Here is a 15592-nt window from a genome sequence, read left to right on the forward strand (position 1 = left end):
GTGCCAGACGCCCCGTCTTGTGGAGTTCGTCCGGCCCGCCTAAGGACGCCGGACTTATATCCACCTCCATTGCAAGAAGCCCGCACGACCCCATGATCAGCTTCATCCGCAGAATGTTCGAGAGCAAAATCGGCGCCATCCTCGCGATCGCCTTTGTCGCGGTGATCGGACTGGCCTTTGCTCTCGGCGACGTTTCCAGCAGCATCTCCGGATCGGGCGTCAGCGGCGGCAACGTCGCCAAGGTAGGTTCGCAGGATATCGGCGTGGCCGAGCTGAACGACGCGATGAACAACGCCTTCAAACAGGTGCAGCAGGAAAATCCGGGCCTGACCATGGCGGCTTTCATTGAGCAGGGCGGGCTCGAAGATGTCTACGCCAGCCTGGTCAACCGCGTGACGGTGGCGGAATATGCCAGGAAGCACGGCATCACCGTCAGCAAGGCGATGGTCGATGCGGAAATCCGCGACATATCGGCCTTTCAGGGGCTCGATGGACAGTTCAATCAGGAAACCTTCCTGAACGTGCTGCGCCAGAACAACCTCACCGAGGAGCAGTTTCGTACCGACGTACGCCGGGGCCTGTATCTCGAACAGATCCTCAGCGCCGCCGGAGTAGGCGCCAAAGCTGGCAACAGCATGACCGTGCCCTATGCTTCGCTGATTCTGGAGGAGCGCAAGGGTGAGCTCGGCATCATCCCCTCGGAAGCTTTTGTGCCCAAGCGCGAACCGAGCGAAAAAGAGCTTGCCGCTTTCTATCAGGCCAATCGCGCAACCTTCGTGGTGCCGGAACGCCGCACGATCCGGTACGTCGAATTCGGCGCGGACAGCATGGCGAACAAGGTGCAGGTGAGCGATTCCGAGGTCGCCCAATATTACAACGCCAACAAGGCTGATTACGCTGCGAGCGAAGAGCGCACGATCAGCCAGATCATCGTGCCGACCGAGGCCGCCGCAAAAGCGGTGCAGCAGCGCGCAAGCAAGGGCGAAAGCCTCTCCGCGATCGCATCCGACATCGGCGTCGCAGTCTCCACCGCCGATAAGGTGAGCCGGGCCGGTTATGCAGCGCAGACTTCGGACGCCGTGGCCGCCGCCGCCTTCGGCACGCCAATCGGAAATGTCGCGCCCCCTGCAAAGGGTGATCTGGGCTGGTATGTGGTGAAGCCGGAAAGCGAGCGCTCGATCGCAGCCAAGCCGCTTAGCGCGGTTTCCGCCGATATTCGTCAGAAGCTGCTTACCCAGCGGCGCCAGGAAGCGCTGGACGAGATGACCGGCGACATCGAGGACCGGCTATCCAACGGCGCGACGGTTGCTGAAATCGCGAAATCGGTTGGCGCGACCGTGCAGACGACGCCGCCGCTGTTCGCGGAGGGCGGCTCGCCGGACAATCCGAACTTCAAATTGCCTGAGAATCTGGCGCCGATCCGCGAGGCAGCATTTCAGATGGATGCTGGCAGCGATCCGCAACTGATCCAGCTGGGCCAGGAGCAGCGCTTTGCGGTTGTCGGCATCGCGAAAACGGATGCCGCCGCCCCCCCGCCGCTTGCCAAGATCAAGCCGGCGGTGGTGAATGCCTGGAAACGTTCCGAGGCGGCCAAGGCCGCCCGCGCCCTTGCCGTGAAGGTGCGGGACAGCGTCAATAAGAGCACGTCGCTGGCACAGGCGCTTGCCGCGAACGATGCACCGGTACGGCAGGTCGAGAAAATCTCCGGCACGCGGCAGGAACTCACCCAGAACCAAGGCCAGATTCCCCCGCCGCTGCAGATGCTGTTCTCCATGTCGCCTGGCAGCACCAAGCTGCTGCCCGCGCCGCAGCAGGCCGGTTTCTTCCTGGTCCATCTGGAAGAGCTGATCCCGCACAGCGCGAAGGACAACAAGCCGCTGCTTGCAGCGACCAACCAGCAGCTGAGCCAGGCTCTGGGCCAGGAATATTCCGAAGCCTTTATCGCTGCCATGCGCGATGAAGTCGGGGTGAAGCGTAATCAGAAGGCTTTCGATCAGCTTCGCGCGCAGTTGACCGGCCAGGGCAACTGACGCCTTGGCCAACGACGGAAAAGAAGCAGGGCCGGCAAGTGCTTCGCTCCACGGTGAAGAGGCGGCACGCGCCGCGCTGACGGAACGGCGCCCTGCTTTGCTCTGGCGGCGCAGGATTGCCGACACAGAAACGCCGGTCTCTGCGGCCCTGAAGCTTTGCGAAAAGGGTCGCGGTGATTTCCTTCTCGAATCGGTGGAGGGCGGCAATGTCCGCGGTCGGCACAGTCTGATCGGCATCGATCCCGATCTTATCATTCGCGCGCATGGCCGATCCGCGGAGATCAATCGGCATTGGCGCAAGGATCGCAGCGACTTTCAGCCGCTCGGCGGCGATCCCCTGGCTGAGCTTCGTGCGCTCGTGGCAGAGTGCGCGATGGATGTGCCGGAGCAGCTGCCGCGCGCACTTTCCTGTCTTGTCGGCTACTTCGGCTATGAAACGGTCGGCCTTGTAGAGAAGCTGCCGCGTCCGGCGGACAATCCGCTCGATCTGCCGGACCTTCTGTTCGTCCGTCCCAGCGTGATCGCGATATTCGACCGGCTGAGCGACGAGATGTTCCTGATTGCGCCTGTCTGGCCGAATGCCGACCGGAACGCAGATGATATCATCACGGCGGCGAAAGATGCGCTGGATGAGGCGGAACGCAAACTGACCGCGCCGCTGCACAAGCCCGCTTATCGTTATGAGACGATCCCCCATCCCGAGTTCGAGCCCCAGCTGCCGCCGGGCGACTATGCCGAGATGGTCCGCGCCGCGAAGGACTATATCGAGGCGGGGGACATTTTTCAGGTGGTGCTCGCCCAGCGCTTCACCGCTGCCTTCCCGCTGCCCCCGTTTGAACTTTACCGGGCGCTGCGGCGGGTGAACCCCTCGCCTTTTCTCTATTATCTCGACCTGCCCGATTTCGCCCTGATCGGGTCCTCGCCCGAGATTCTCGTGCGTGCACGCGACGGCGAGGTTACGATCCGGCCGATCGCCGGTACGCGACCGCGTGGAAAGACGGCTGCCGAAGATCAGGCGAACAAGGCAAGTCTCCTGGCAGACGCAAAGGAATTGGCCGAACATCTCATGCTTCTCGATCTAGGCCGCAACGATGTTGGCCGCGTTGCTGCCAAGGGATCGGTCACTGTCACCGACAGTCATTTCGTGGAATTCTACAGCCATGTGATGCACATCGTCTCCAATGTCACCGGTGAGCTGGCGGCCGGCAAGGACGCGCTGGACGCGCTGTTTGCAGGCTTTCCGGCCGGCACGGTGTCCGGTGCGCCCAAGGTACGCGCCTGCGAGATCATTGCCGAACTCGAACCGGAGACGCGCGGGGCCTATGCCGGCGGCGTGGGTTATTTCTCCCCTGACGGATCGATGGACAGCTGCATCGTCCTGCGCACGGCGGTGGTGAAGGACGGGCTCATGCATGTGCAGGCAGGCGCCGGCATAGTTGCGGACAGCGATCCAGCCTATGAACAGCGCGAATGCGAGGCAAAGGCCAGCGCGCTACTTGCCGCGGCGAGGGAGGCGGTGCGCGTCGCGGGCGAGCCCGATTTCGGCCAGTGAAGCGCTGGACATTCGCGGCGCTGACGCTGCTGCTTGCCGCCTGCGGATCGCAAGAAGGAACGCGCGACGCCGCCGCCACGGCAGCCGATCTCGGCCGCCCCGTCTGTGACAGCGTAAGCTTTGAAGGCGACGACTTCACAGTCTGCACCGCCGATCCCTCACATGCGCGCATCGCCATGTTCGATGCGGACCCGGACGGCGTGCCTTATCGCAGCTTCTCCAGCCTCGAAATTGCCTTAGCTTCCCGAGCGAAATCTCTGCTTTTTGCGGTCAATGGCGGCATGTTCGATGAAAGCGGACTGCCGATCGGCTATTATGTCGAAGACGGCAAACGCATGCAGACGCTGAACCGGGCTGCGGGGCCGGGCAATTTCCATCTGCTTCCCAATGGCGTGTTCTTTGGATCGAACGGCGCGTGGCGTATCCTGACGACCGATGGATTTGCCGAGCAGGTGAAAACGCGGCCCGACTTCGCGACCCAATCCGGCCCGATGCTGCTGATCGACGGCCAGCTCCATCCGAAGATCGCGCCAAACGGGCAGTCCCACCACATCCGCAACGCCGTCGGCATCGACGCGAAAGGCCGCGCTGTATTTGTGATCAGCAACAGCGCGGTATCGTTCGGCCGCCTGGCGAGGCTCTATCGCGACAGGCTCGACTGCCGCAACGCGCTCTATCTCGATGGATCGGTATCGAGCCTGTGGTTCCCCGAAGGCGATCGGATGGACCAGCGCGCCCCCCTCGGCCCGATCATAGCGGTCTTCGCAAAAGACCGCTGAAACCTCTATTGCAGTAGCTTAGGCCCGGAACGTTCCAGTTTCTCGCGGATCTTGCCGGCAAACATCGCGAGCATCGGCGGCAGATCGAGTTCCACCGCGACAACGTCCTCGCGCACATCGCATGTGGCGGCAATCGTCTGGCCCATGGCTTGTGCGGTAAAGAACAGCCGGTCGCCCTCCCAATGATGCGACGTCACGTCGCCTCCGGGGATCATTTCGCTAAGTTTGCCCATGCCGTTTTCCAGCCGCTTTTTCGCGTCTGCCTTGCCGAGCTGGTGGGGAATGTTTGCGTGCACCGGTTTCATGCGCGTCTCCATAGGACAGCAAGACCTCCGGTGCCAGTTTTGCTTTGGCGCGCGTCGTGCTGGCGGCTAAAGCGCCTGCCATGATCCTCGTCATCGACAATTACGACAGCTTCACCTTCAATCTGGTCCACTATCTGATGGAGCTGGGGGCCGATGTGCGCGTGGAGCGCAACGACGCCTTGACGGTGGAAGAGGCCATGGCGAGCGGTGCGGACGCTTTCCTGATATCGCCGGGACCGAAGATGCCGGATCAAGCGGGGATTTCGCTTGGCCTGGTCGCTGCCTGCGCTGACGCGAAACGCCCTCTCCTCGGCGTCTGCCTCGGACATCAGGCGATCGGCCAGCACTGTGGCGGTAAGGTAGTGCGGGGCGGGTTGATGCACGGCAAGACATCGCCGGTCACGCATGACGGCAGCGGAGTATTCGAGGGCCTGCCCTCCCCCTTCACTGCAACACGCTACCATTCGCTTATCGTGCCCGAAGAGGGCCTGCCGGATACGCTGCGCGTCAATGCTCGCGGACCGGACGGCACGGTCATGGGCTTCCGCCATGCCGAGCTTCCCATCCATGGCGTTCAGTTCCACCCTGAAAGCGTGGCGACCGAACATGGCCATGCGCTTCTCGCCAATTTCATGGCGCTAGCCGGATTGCGCCCGGCAGCTCTGACCCAATAGCACGCTGGCATTTGGCGGGCGGCTGTGCTTTGCCACTGATCCGATGACATCCCTTCCCGATCCCGCACGTCCGCTTTCGCAGGACGAGGCCTCCGCCGCCTTCGCCTCCATCCTCGATGGAAAGCATGGCGAAGCCGCGATCACCGAGTTCCTGATCGGTATGGCCGTGCGCGGCGAAACCGCGAACGAGATTGCCGGAGCCGCGCGTGAAATGCGCGCCCGCATGACGCCGGTCGCCGCGCCGCTCGGCGCGATCGACGTCTGCGGCACCGGCGGAGACGGGGCGAACAGCGTCAACATTTCCACCGCCGTCGCGATCGTCGTTGCCGCTTGCGGTGTTCCGGTCGCCAAGCATGGCAGCCGCGCTGCAACCAGCCGTACAGGGGCTGCCGACACGCTTGAGGAAATCGGTGTGAACCTGTCGATCACGCCCGAAGAAGCACAGCAATCGCTGGAAGAACTCGGCCTCGCTTTCTTCTTTGCGCCGACGCATCATCCGGCGCTGGCAGCGCTCGCCCCCATACGCAAACGGATCGGCCGGCGTACGATCTTCAATATGCTGGGTCCGCTCGCCAATCCGGCCCGCATCCGCAACCATCTGATCGGTGTAGCGCGGCCCGATCTGGCGGCGACCTATGCTGATGCGGCATCGCGCCTCGGCTATGAGCATGCAATGATCGTTTCGGGCGATGAGGGGCTGGACGAACTCTCCATTTCCGGCAGCAGCACGATCTTTCATGTTCGCGGCGACACGGTGACGAAGGCAGCCGTTCATCCTGAAGACGCCGGCCTTCCCACGCACAAGCTGGAGGCGCTGAGGGGCGGAGATGCCCATGAGAACGCTTCGGCCCTACGCCGACTACTCCAGGGCAATCGCGGGGCATATCGCGATGCAGTGCTGCTCAACAGCGCCGCGGCTCTGATGGTCGCCGGCGAGGTCGAAAACTGGAAGGACGGCGTGGAAGAAGCGGCGGAAGCGATCGACAAGGGCCTTGCCAATGCGCTGCTCGACTGCTGGATCGCACGGCAATGAGGAATTCGATGAGCGATAAACTGGCCGAGATCATAGCGCATAAGCGCAAGGAAGTGGCTGCGCGCAAGACGGTGCGGATCGCCCGCGAACTGGCTTTGATCGCGCGCGAAACTCCGCAGCCTCGCGGCTTCGCGCGCGCGCTCGATGCCGCTGCCGAAAACGGGTTCGCCCTGATTGCGGAAGTGAAGAAGGCCTCCCCTTCGAAGGGCGTCATTCGTGAGAACTTTCATCCGCGCGGCGCGGCCGAGGCCTATGCCCAGGCGGGCGCCGCCTGCCTCTCCGTGCTGACTGATGAGCGCTTCTTCCAGGGCCATGACGATTATCTGCGGATCGCACGGGACGCCGCATCGCTTCCGGCGCTGCGGAAGGATTTCACGATCGATCCCTGGCAAGTTGCCGAAGCCCGCGCGATCGGCGCGGATGCGGTGCTGCTGATCATGGCGGCCGTCGATGATGACATGGCCCGGCGGATCGAAGACGAAGCCATCGACTTCGGGCTCGATCTGATCATCGAAGTTCATGACGAGGCGGAGCTGGAACGCGCGCTGGAGTTGAAGTCACCGCTGATCGGCATCAACAACCGTAACCTCAAGACGTTTGAAACCGATCTCGCCACCAGCGAGAGGCTTGCCGCACAAGTACCGGAAGGGCGCGTGGTGATCGCGGAAAGCGGTATCAATGCGCATGCCGATCTGGAACGGCTCAGCCGCAGCGGGATCCGGCGATTCCTCGTTGGCGAATCACTGATGCGGCATGATGATATCGCGGCCGCCACCCATGCGCTGCTTCATGGCTGAACTGACCCATCTCGACGCTGCGGGAAGGGCGCGCATGGTCGACGTGTCCGACAAGGACGTGACCGTGCGGCAGGCCACCGCGGAAGGGCGGATCGTGATGAGCGCCGGGGCGCTGGCGGCCATCCGCGACGGTGCCGCGCCCAAGGGTGACGTTCTCGCGGCAGCGCGGATCGCGGGCATCATGGCGGCAAAGAAGACGTCTGAGATCATCCCGCTCTGCCATCCACTGCAGCTTAGCGGCTGCACCGTCGATTTCGCCTTGGAAGACGATGCCGTCCGGGCAAGCGCCACCGTCAAGATCGGCGGGCAGACGGGCGTCGAGATGGAGGCGCTGACCGCGGTCAGTGCGGCTCTTCTCACGATCTACGACATGGTGAAGGCGATCGACAAGGGCATGACCATCGAGGGGGTGCGCCTGCTTGCCAAGTCGGGGGGCCGGTCGGGCGACTGGCACGCCGCCTGATGCTGACGGTGGAAGAGGCCCAGCGGCGTGTTCTGTCGCTTGGGAAACCACTGGGTGAGGAGAAACTGGCGGTTGCGGCCGCGGCGGGGCGTTATCTCGCAGCGCCGGTCGCTGCCCGGCGCGATCAGCCCCCTGCCGACAACAGCGCGATGGACGGCTACGCCATTCGCTTTGCCGATCTGCCCGGGCCGCTGGATATCATCGGAGAATCGCGGGCCGGATCACCGTTCGACGGCACCATCGTTGCCTCTCAAGCCGTCGCCATCTCGACCGGCGCTCTCATCCCGGCAGGCGCGGATACCGTGCTCGTGCGAGAGGATGCCGAGCGCGATGGCGACAAGGTTCATCTGAACGGCGAAGGCCCCGGCGAACAGGGCCGTCACATCCGGCGCGCCGGCGGAGATTTCAGGTCAGCGGAAACCCTTCTGAAAGCGGGCGATCTGTTGACCCCCGGCGCACTGGCTCTAGCGATCAGCGCAGGCATAGGCTCGGTGATCGTGGGAAAACGTCCGTCACTCGTCATTCTCTCGACCGGCGATGAACTGGCCGAGCCCGGCAGCGATGCGGCGGCAGAACAGATTTACAACAGCAATGGCCCGATGCTGTCCGCGATGGTCGATAGGCTATGCGCCGATATTCGGATGGTCCACGCCGTTGCCGACAGCGAAGAGGCGGTCCGCGCCGCGATCCGGGAAGCAAAAGATGCAGACGTGCTCGTCACCGTCGGCGGCGCATCGGTTGGAGAGCATGACCATGTCAAAGGCTCGCTGATCGCCGAAGGGTCCGACATCGAATTCTGGAAAGTGGCGATGAAGCCGGGCAAACCGCTTTTGGCGGGCCGGAAGAAACGGCAGGTCTTGCTTGGCCTTCCAGGAAATCCCGGCTCGGCTTTCGTTACTGCAACGCTGTTTCTGCTCCCGCTGCTGCGTCATCTGAGCGGGGCGGCAAGTCCCCTGCCCCGCACCGGCAGCGCACGTCTCCTCGGGCCGATCGCGGACGGGGGAAAGCGGACCGAATTTCTGCGCGCCCGGCTCACCCAAGACGGTATCATGCCACTCGCAAAGCAATCGAGCGGCCTGATTAGCTCGCTTGCCATCGCTGACGCTCTGATCGAATGGCCGGTGGGTGCGAAGGCGAAGCCGGTCGGCGATATCGTGGATTACATTGCGATAGGATAATGAATTGCTTGACGGGCGCCTGTTGGTTTCCTAAACGTTCCGCATATGTTCGGAAATGGGAGATTGATCGATGCTCACCGCCAAGCAGCATGAGCTGCTGACCTTCATCCATCAGCGTCTCGAAGAGGGCGGGATTTCCCCGTCCTTTGAAGAAATGAAGGAAGCCCTCGATCTCAAGAGCAAGTCGGGCGTGCATCGCCTCATCAGCGCCTTGGAAGAGCGCGGATTTATCCGCCGTTTGCCGAACCGCGCGCGCGCGCTCGAGGTGCTGAAAATTCCAGAGCGCGGTAATGCAGCGCCGGTGCAGCTGAGCGGTGCCTCGCCTTTGGCCAAATCGAGCCGCCCTGCTGGCGCGATCCCGGTGGCGGCCAACGATGTCGTCGAGATTCCGCTTCACGGCCGCATTGCAGCGGGTGTGCCGATCGAGGCGATGGAAGGGCAAAGCTCTCTCTCCGTACCCTTGGCGCTGCTCGGCACAGGCGAACATTATGCGCTTGAAGTCTCGGGCGACTCCATGGTCGAGGCGGGCATCTTCGATGGCGATTATGCGCTGATCCAGCGCACGCAGACCGCCCGCGACGGCGATATTGTGGTCGCGCTGGTGCGAGGTGAGGACGCGACGCTCAAATATCTGCAGCATGATGGCGGTCGCATCCGACTGGATCCCGCCAACAGCAGCTACGAACCGCAATATTATCGTGATGACGAGGTCGAGATTCAGGGCAAGCTGGCAGGCCTCCTGCGGCGCTATCACTGATCATCACGTCTTGGGACGTGGCTCAATTCCTGATCGACGGTGCGGCCGGCAGATTTGCCGGCCGTATTCGTGCCGAGGTTCCGCTTTTGAGCGTGCTCCACGGCAGATGAGCGGTCCGCTCGGCAACTGTTTGGATAGCGGGGCGGGATAGATCGATCGACAACCCGCCCGACCTGGCCAAACTCGTGCGGTCTATCTTCAGCCAGGACGGCCGGCAATTATAGGGCAATCGCCGATCGCTGATCATGATATCGACGCGCCTGCAAAAGGCGGCCAATTCCATCGAGGGCACCAAGTAACCGCTGCGGGTCGCCCCGACCGTCCACAAACGCCCTCCCCGCCGCAGCTGCACAACGCAGATGTCATTCGAACAGCGCGCATTCCGAGCGTCCACGATGGCAGAAGCCTCCCGATCCGATCCGGCATTTTCTCCGAGCAGCCCGCGCACATACTCCCCCGCGCTTCCGCGCAGCAGCGCGATGCCGCCCTGCCCATCCGAGAACGCCACATGTCGTCCGTCGGCGGTAATCAACAGATCGGGCATCGGCGTCGTGAGGGCCATTACAGCTCCCACAGCAATTGGGAAAATCCCGATTATCCTAAGCTGGGTTTTCAACAGAAAGAGGATCAAGCCCCCGGCGATCATGAGCCCGAACGCTGAGGGTGCCATCGACGGCAATGTCGCGACCGATCCAGGCTGGTTCGCCGTGACATGAGCAATGCCGAGCAGCAGTTGGAGCGCCCGTTCACATAAGTACCAGACCGGGGCGCCCAATCCGGCGATATCCAGAAACAGGGCCAACGCTTCCAGCGGCATCACCACGAAGGTGGTGAGCGGGATCGCCAGAACATTGGCAAATGGCCCGTAGAGCCCCGCTTTGTGAAAATGATACATCGCGATTGGCATCAAGACGATTTCGACAACAAGTCCCGTGAAGAACAATGCGGCCACGAACCGCACGGCGCGCGACAAGCGCCCGCGTTCCGCGCGGGCCACGAAGCGCTTCATTACCGGCCATTCGTGTAGCGCAACAATCGCGGTCACCGCAGCAAAACTCAGCTGGAAGCTTGGACCCGTCAGCGATTCCGGCCAAAGGCACAGCACGAGAAGCGCGCCCGCCGCAATCATGCGCAGGCTGATCGGCTGTCGGCCCAGGGCCATCGCGATCAGGACGAGCAAAGTGGCCACGCAGGCGCGGATCGTGGGCACTTCCGCCCCGGTCAGCAGCGTATACCCGATCGCTGCCACTGCAGCCGCGCCTGCCGCGACGAGCGGCACCGAAATCCGAAGCGCAAGCGGCGCGATGAGCGCCAGCAAACGGCTCACGATCAGATAGAATGCGCCGACCACGGCGGTCACGTGCAAGCCGCTGATCGAAAGCAGGTGCGCCATTCCGCTCCGTCGCATCGCCTCCGCATCGGTTTCGTCGATGGCGCCTCGGTCGCCGGTAGCCAGCGTTGCGCCGAGGGAGCCCGCCCCGCCCTCCATCTGTCCACGCACATGGCGCGCCAGCGCGGAGCGCCACTGCGCAAGCACCCCCTGCTTTGCGCCGCCCTTCAGAATGTCGATGTCGCTGATGACGCTGCCAGTGGCGCCCAGACCATCGAACCAGGCGCGCTCTGCGAAGTCGTAAGCGCCGGGAATGGCAGGGCCGGGTGGCGGCATCAGGCGCGCTTTCGCCCGGACGATCGCCCCCTCCCGCACCCCCTCATTTTCAAGCGTCGCCGGCGCGTTCAGCCTGATCTGGGACGGCAATCCGGTTGGTTGGGTAGGTCGGATCGTCCAGCGCAGGATTTGCCGCGCCGGAAATTGTTCTGAATCGATCACCTCTCCCATGATCGGTCCGAAAAAAGGTTTGGCCAACGGCTCCGGATCTGCCGTGCGGGCCTGCCAGGCGATATCGGCCGCGCCGAGGCTCAGGCACAAGCCGATGATGGCCATTGCGGCGCCGATCCGGCTGTCGAGACCGAAGCCGTATCCCCATAGGAAAAGTGCAGCGGCCGCCAGCAGCATTGGTGCCAGCACGGCGTCTCCAAAGGCAAACCACGCCGCAATGCCCGCGCCGAAAGCGACCACTACCCATAGCGGCAGCTGCTCGCGCTCCGCTTCGAGCAGGCTTTCGACACGCGCTCGTAACGCGCGCGGCCATGAAGGCAATCCGAATGACCGCCCGTTCTCATGCTGTCTGACTGCGTCCCCCATCGCCCGGTAATGCTAGCACGAAGCATCAATGGCGCGCAGCGCTAATTCCCGGCGGAATTGTGCGGTGCATCACTCTTGACCTGATGCCCCGCAAGCTTCATTTCCCTTGGCAAGCGAAACGCCTTTCAGGCGAGCGGTATGGCCCATCGAATGACACCAATGCGCCTCTGCTGCGTTCGCACATTCATGAAGGGACCTTTTGGGCCCAGATCATATCATTAACGGAGAACCGCATGACCGACGATGTCGCCAAACTGGACCTGAAAGGCGAAACGCAGGAGTTCCCCGTGCTTCATGGCACCGAAGGACCCAGCGTTTTCGACATCCGTTCGCTGTACGGCAAGACGGACATGTTCACGTTCGATCCCGGTTTTAAATCGACCGCAAGCTGCGAATCCGGACTGACCTTCATCGATGGCGAGGAGGGCGTCCTCCTCCACCGCGGTTACCCGATCGGCCAGTTGGCGGAGCATTCCAACTTCATGGAGGTCTGCTACCTTCTGTTGAACGGCGAACTTCCGCAGAGCGACGAGCTGGACAAGTTCTCCTGGACGATCACGCGTCACACCATGCTGCATGAGCAGCTGCGCCAGCTGTTCAGCGGCTTCCGACGCGACGCGCATCCGATGGCGGTGATGTGCGGTGTCGTCGGTGCCCTCAGTGCGTTCTATCATGACAGCACGGACATCCACGATCCGCAGCATCGGATGATCTCCAGCCATCGCCTGATCGCCAAGATGCCGACGATCGCGGCTTGGGCGTACAAATATTCGATCGGTCAGCCCTTCGTCTATCCCGACAACAGCCTTTCCTACACCGGCAACTTCCTGCGCATGACGTTCGGCGTTCCAGCCGAGCCCTATGAGGTCGATCCGGTGATCGAGCGCGCCATGGACCGTATCTTCATCCTGCATGCGGACCATGAGCAGAACGCTTCGACTTCGACGGTGCGACTGGCCGGCTCTTCGGGCGCCAATCCGTTCGCCTGCATCGCGGCGGGTATAGCTTGCCTGTGGGGTCCGGCCCATGGCGGCGCGAACGAGGCAGCGCTTAATATGCTGCATGAGATCGGCACGCCCGATCGCATCCCGGAATTCATCGAGCGCGCGAAGGATAAGAACGACCCCTTCCGCCTGATGGGCTTCGGCCATCGCGTCTACAAGAATTATGATCCGCGCGCGACGGTGATGCAGAAGACCGTGCGCGAGGTTTTCCACGCCATGAATGTGAGCGATCCGGTGTTCGAAACCGCGTTGCAGCTTGAGGAAATGGCGCTGAACGACGATTATTTCAAAGAGAAGAAGCTCTTCCCGAACGTCGATTTCTATTCGGGCATCATCCTCTCGGCGATCGGATTCCCGACCAGCATGTTTACCGCGCTCTTCGCCCTGGCCCGTACGGTCGGCTGGGTGGCGCAGTGGAACGAGATGATCTCCGATCCCGGTCAGACTATCGGTCGTCCGCGCCAGCTGTACACCGGCCCGGCACAGCGCGACTATGTGATGATGGGAGAGCGCTGAGGCGCTTTCCCCCTGCCCCCGGTTCAGGCCGGGGGCAAATTTAGCACGAAGCGGGCGCCTTCGTCCGCTTCTACTGCCCTCAGATCCCCGCCCATGGCACGGGCTAAGCGGCGCGAGATGTAGAGCCCAAGGCCGCTGCCGCCATCACCTGAACGACCGAGACGCTCGAACTTCTCGAACACCTTCGTGCGCTGTTCGTCGGTCAGTCCACTGCCTTGATCGGCAACCACGATGCAAGGCTCGTCGTTTTCTGAAGTCTCAGTTTCCACCGTCACCTGCGTGCCGTCCGGCGCATAGCGTACGGCGTTGCCGATCAGGTTTACGAGGATTTGCAACACGCGGCGATATTCGCCCGTGGCTTGCAAACTGTCGGACTCTGACGGCGCTTGGATGGTGATATTATGATCGGCGGCGCGAACGGAGAGCAATCCGGCAGCGCGCCGAGCGAGTTCACTGCAGTCGATGCGTTCGCAATCGAGCGCGAACTGCGCGTTTTCAACCGCCTCCAGATCGCCGAAGTCGCCTACTAGCCCTTTGAGATGGCTGGCAGCGGACGCGATATCACGCGCATAGCCCGCATAGTTGGCGCGGATCGGGCCTTCGATCTGCGCATGAATGGTCTCGGCATTGGCGACGATGCGGTCGAGCGGCCGTTGCAGCTTTGGACCGACCAGCTGCGCCGGAAAAGGGGCCAGCGATGGCGGTTCTTCGTCTTTGGCTTCCGCGGCAAGCAATTCCAGCGTGCAGACATAGCCTGCAAATTCACCCCTTGCTGCAAGCATCGGATGGCCGGACAGCTGCGCGTTCCGATCAGCAATCTTCGCCCCCTGCCCGCGAAACGTTTGCCGCTCGGCCACCGCCGCAAGCATCGGCATCCGGCTTGCTTCATCGGGAAGCAGAGTAAGCCAATCGGTCAACGCGCTACCAATTTCGGGCGAAGGCAGCTCTTCTACAGCTCCTAAATCGCAGGAGATTAGATTGAGACCGGAATCGAGCTGGAAGCCGACTTCATGGTTCGCAGGCGAAAGCGTGAAACGCGGCGCGGCGTCCGGTCTTTGGTCACGTGCGGCTTCGGACCAAGAAAGGATGCAGAAGTCCACATTCCCGTCATCCCCCGGCGCGGTTTCGACAAGAAAGCGATAATCATTGTCCGCATCGCTCGCCTCGATCCGCCGTGCAAGCTTCATGCCCAGACGGGCGGCTTCACGGCACAGAGCGAGGAGACCGGGCAAGGCGATCGTTCCACCGTCGTCCCCGCCGGCGCGCAGCTGCAAGCGGCGCAGCGGAAGATCCGCCGACAGCAGCTCGCCGTCCGGGCCGCAGGTGCCGCAAATCGGTTCGTGCAGCGCGAGACTACGCATGCGCCTGCTCCGGCGCAGAATTGCGTGCAAAAAGCACGCGGCGAGCCGCCTGCCGATCGATCTCAGCATAAGAGCGCAGCGCGCGCGCGTTATCGGGGTCGCCCAATTGGTCGATCAGCGCTCCCGCCTCGTCCAGCCCGAAGCCGGCAGCGCGAAGCAAGAGCATGAGCCGGACGCCGCCTTCGCCCAAAATGCGGACCACGTCATACCAGCCAGCATCCAGTTCTGTGGCGAGCCATCCTGCAAAAAGGTCCATTCCAGCCTTCTCGGGCTGTCGCATTTCGGTCGTGTTTCCGGCCGAAGCGAGTTGGGCGGCCGAGCGCACGGCAAGATACGGCAGGCCATCGGCCTCATTGTAGCCCGCGATCAGATCCGCGGCGTTTGATGGCATGTCGCTGCCCGGCTCCAGTGTCAGGGCGGCGTCGACTTGCTTGACCAGCTGTCGAAAAAGTGGCGCGGGAAGATCGCGGTAACCGGACAACCGTTCCGGCACCGGACGGCTGCGCGCCGAGAGCAGATCGAGTGCGCTCCGGCCAAGCATCCCGTCATCTTCCGCCGCAAGGCCCGCCAGCCAGATATTCGACCGCTGCGCCGCACCGCCTCCCACACGCTGTACAAGCCGCAGCCAGCTTGCATGGGCGAGGAGAAAAGCGAGCAACGCGCTGTCCTGCGGCAGTCCGTTGCGTTCGATTACCGGCCAGGCGATATTTCGGTCCTCGCCGGTCAATCCGGCCTCGATCCGGCCGACCAGCGTGAACAGGATGGCACGTGCCGAGGCAATAGTCGCCTCGTCCAGCACGATTTGTGAACGGGGAAACAAGCGCGCACCAAGGTCCGCGAGCAAGGCCGGCTGCTCGCGATCGATGCGCTCCGCTTCTTGAAGCGGCGTAATTGATGGCACTCGATCGTTCGCCAAATTCGTATCGCCCTTATGGTACCG

Annotated in this window: 14 protein-coding genes; 10 read left to right on the forward strand and 4 right to left on the reverse strand. The window is 62.8% G+C overall.

The genetic code is table 11. The features are described 5' to 3' along the window. The first annotated feature begins 92 nt into the window (after positions 1-92). The 3 genes from H7X45_RS03835 to H7X45_RS03845 are packed head-to-tail and all read left to right on the forward strand — an operon-like array spanning position 93 to position 4361. Positions 93-2030, forward strand: coding sequence for a SurA N-terminal domain-containing protein (locus H7X45_RS03835; RefSeq protein WP_187336231.1), 1938 nt, complete (start codon positions 93-95; stop codon positions 2028-2030). Between the two features lie 4 nt (positions 2031-2034). Further along, positions 2035-3582: an anthranilate synthase component I gene (gene trpE / locus H7X45_RS03840; protein WP_187336232.1), complete on the forward strand. Its 1548-nt coding sequence runs from the start codon at positions 2035-2037 to the stop codon at positions 3580-3582. Continuing rightward, positions 3579-4361: a phosphodiester glycosidase family protein gene (locus H7X45_RS03845; RefSeq protein WP_246449647.1), complete on the forward strand. Its 783-nt coding sequence runs from the start codon at positions 3579-3581 to the stop codon at positions 4359-4361. Before trpE ends, H7X45_RS03845 begins: the two co-directional genes overlap by 4 nt. A 5-nt stretch (positions 4362-4366) precedes the next feature. Here H7X45_RS03845 and H7X45_RS03850 read toward each other — a convergent pair whose 3' ends face one another. Next, complete coding sequence (locus tag H7X45_RS03850) at positions 4367-4666, reverse strand: polyhydroxyalkanoic acid system family protein (RefSeq protein WP_187336234.1); 300 nt, start codon at positions 4664-4666, stop codon at positions 4367-4369. An 80-nt stretch (positions 4667-4746) separates the two neighbouring features. Here H7X45_RS03850 and H7X45_RS03855 point away from each other — a divergent pair, with 80 nt between their 5' ends. The 6 genes from H7X45_RS03855 (at position 4747) to lexA (ending at position 9568) form a co-directional block, all read left to right on the forward strand. Further along, positions 4747-5340: an anthranilate synthase component II gene (locus H7X45_RS03855; RefSeq protein WP_187336235.1), complete on the forward strand. Its 594-nt coding sequence runs from the start codon at positions 4747-4749 to the stop codon at positions 5338-5340. Positions 5341-5383: 43 nt separating this feature from the next. Next, entirely contained in the window at positions 5384-6373 is a 990-nt protein-coding gene (gene trpD, locus H7X45_RS03860; protein WP_187336236.1) for an anthranilate phosphoribosyltransferase, read from the forward strand. A gap of 8 nt (positions 6374-6381) precedes the next feature. After that, positions 6382-7170 carry an indole-3-glycerol phosphate synthase TrpC gene (gene trpC, locus H7X45_RS03865; RefSeq protein WP_187336237.1) on the forward strand — a complete coding sequence of 263 codons (789 nt, stop codon included), beginning with the start codon at positions 6382-6384 and terminating at the stop codon, positions 7168-7170. Next, positions 7163-7633, forward strand: coding sequence for a cyclic pyranopterin monophosphate synthase MoaC (gene moaC, locus H7X45_RS03870; protein WP_187336238.1), 471 nt, complete (start codon positions 7163-7165; stop codon positions 7631-7633). Before trpC ends, moaC begins: the two co-directional genes overlap by 8 nt. Beyond that, complete coding sequence (locus H7X45_RS03875; RefSeq protein WP_187336239.1) at positions 7633-8811, forward strand: molybdopterin molybdotransferase MoeA; 1179 nt, start codon at positions 7633-7635, stop codon at positions 8809-8811. Before moaC ends, H7X45_RS03875 begins: the two co-directional genes overlap by 1 nt. Positions 8812-8881: 70 nt before the next feature. Continuing rightward, entirely contained in the window at positions 8882-9568 is a 687-nt protein-coding gene (lexA, locus tag H7X45_RS03880) for a transcriptional repressor LexA (RefSeq protein WP_187336240.1), read from the forward strand. Positions 9569-9590: 22 nt separating this feature from the next. On the opposite strand, the gene H7X45_RS03885 is transcribed toward lexA, so the two are convergent. Next, positions 9591-11582 carry a ComEC/Rec2 family competence protein gene (locus H7X45_RS03885; protein WP_246449650.1) on the reverse strand — a complete coding sequence of 664 codons (1992 nt, stop codon included), beginning with the start codon at positions 11580-11582 and terminating at the stop codon, positions 9591-9593. A gap of 422 nt (positions 11583-12004) precedes the next feature. On the opposite strand from H7X45_RS03885, the gene H7X45_RS03890 reads away from it, so the two are divergent. Next, positions 12005-13291, forward strand: a complete 1287-nt coding sequence (locus H7X45_RS03890; RefSeq protein WP_187336242.1) for a citrate synthase — start codon at positions 12005-12007, stop codon at positions 13289-13291. 23 nt (positions 13292-13314) lie between these two features. Here the strand turns inward: H7X45_RS03890 and H7X45_RS03895 are convergent, their stop codons facing one another. Next, entirely contained in the window at positions 13315-14652 is a 1338-nt protein-coding gene (locus tag H7X45_RS03895; protein WP_187336243.1) for a sensor histidine kinase, read from the reverse strand. Further along, positions 14645-15568, reverse strand: coding sequence for a hypothetical protein (locus H7X45_RS03900; protein ID WP_187336244.1), 924 nt, complete (start codon positions 15566-15568; stop codon positions 14645-14647). The genes H7X45_RS03895 and H7X45_RS03900 overlap by 8 nt, the downstream gene beginning before the upstream one ends. Positions 15569-15592 lie beyond the last annotated feature (24 nt).

Source organism: Novosphingopyxis iocasae (assembly GCF_014334095.1).
In the GTDB taxonomy this organism is placed as follows: Bacteria; Pseudomonadota; Alphaproteobacteria; order Sphingomonadales; family Sphingomonadaceae; genus Novosphingopyxis; species Novosphingopyxis iocasae.

Excerpts from the sequence above, each read along its gene's own strand:
- H7X45_RS03835 (WP_187336231.1), top strand. The coding sequence starts at position 93 with ATGATCAGCTTCATCCGCAGAATGTTCGAGAGCAAAATCGGCGCCATC.
- H7X45_RS03850 (WP_187336234.1), bottom strand. The coding sequence starts at position 4,666 with ATGAAACCGGTGCACGCAAACATTCCCCACCAGCTCGGCAAGGCAGAC.
- H7X45_RS03855 (WP_187336235.1), top strand. The coding sequence starts at position 4,747 with ATGATCCTCGTCATCGACAATTACGACAGCTTCACCTTCAATCTGGTC.
- trpD (WP_187336236.1), top strand. The coding sequence starts at position 5,384 with ATGACATCCCTTCCCGATCCCGCACGTCCGCTTTCGCAGGACGAGGCC.
- trpC (WP_187336237.1), top strand. The coding sequence starts at position 6,382 with ATGAGCGATAAACTGGCCGAGATCATAGCGCATAAGCGCAAGGAAGTG.
- moaC (WP_187336238.1), top strand. The coding sequence starts at position 7,163 with ATGGCTGAACTGACCCATCTCGACGCTGCGGGAAGGGCGCGCATGGTC.
- H7X45_RS03875 (WP_187336239.1), top strand. The coding sequence starts at position 7,633 with ATGCTGACGGTGGAAGAGGCCCAGCGGCGTGTTCTGTCGCTTGGGAAA.
- lexA (WP_187336240.1), top strand. The coding sequence starts at position 8,882 with ATGCTCACCGCCAAGCAGCATGAGCTGCTGACCTTCATCCATCAGCGT.
- H7X45_RS03885 (WP_246449650.1), bottom strand. The coding sequence starts at position 11,582 with ATGCTGCTGGCGGCCGCTGCACTTTTCCTATGGGGATACGGCTTCGGT.
- H7X45_RS03890 (WP_187336242.1), top strand. The coding sequence starts at position 12,005 with ATGACCGACGATGTCGCCAAACTGGACCTGAAAGGCGAAACGCAGGAG.
- H7X45_RS03895 (WP_187336243.1), bottom strand. The coding sequence starts at position 14,652 with ATGCGTAGTCTCGCGCTGCACGAACCGATTTGCGGCACCTGCGGCCCG.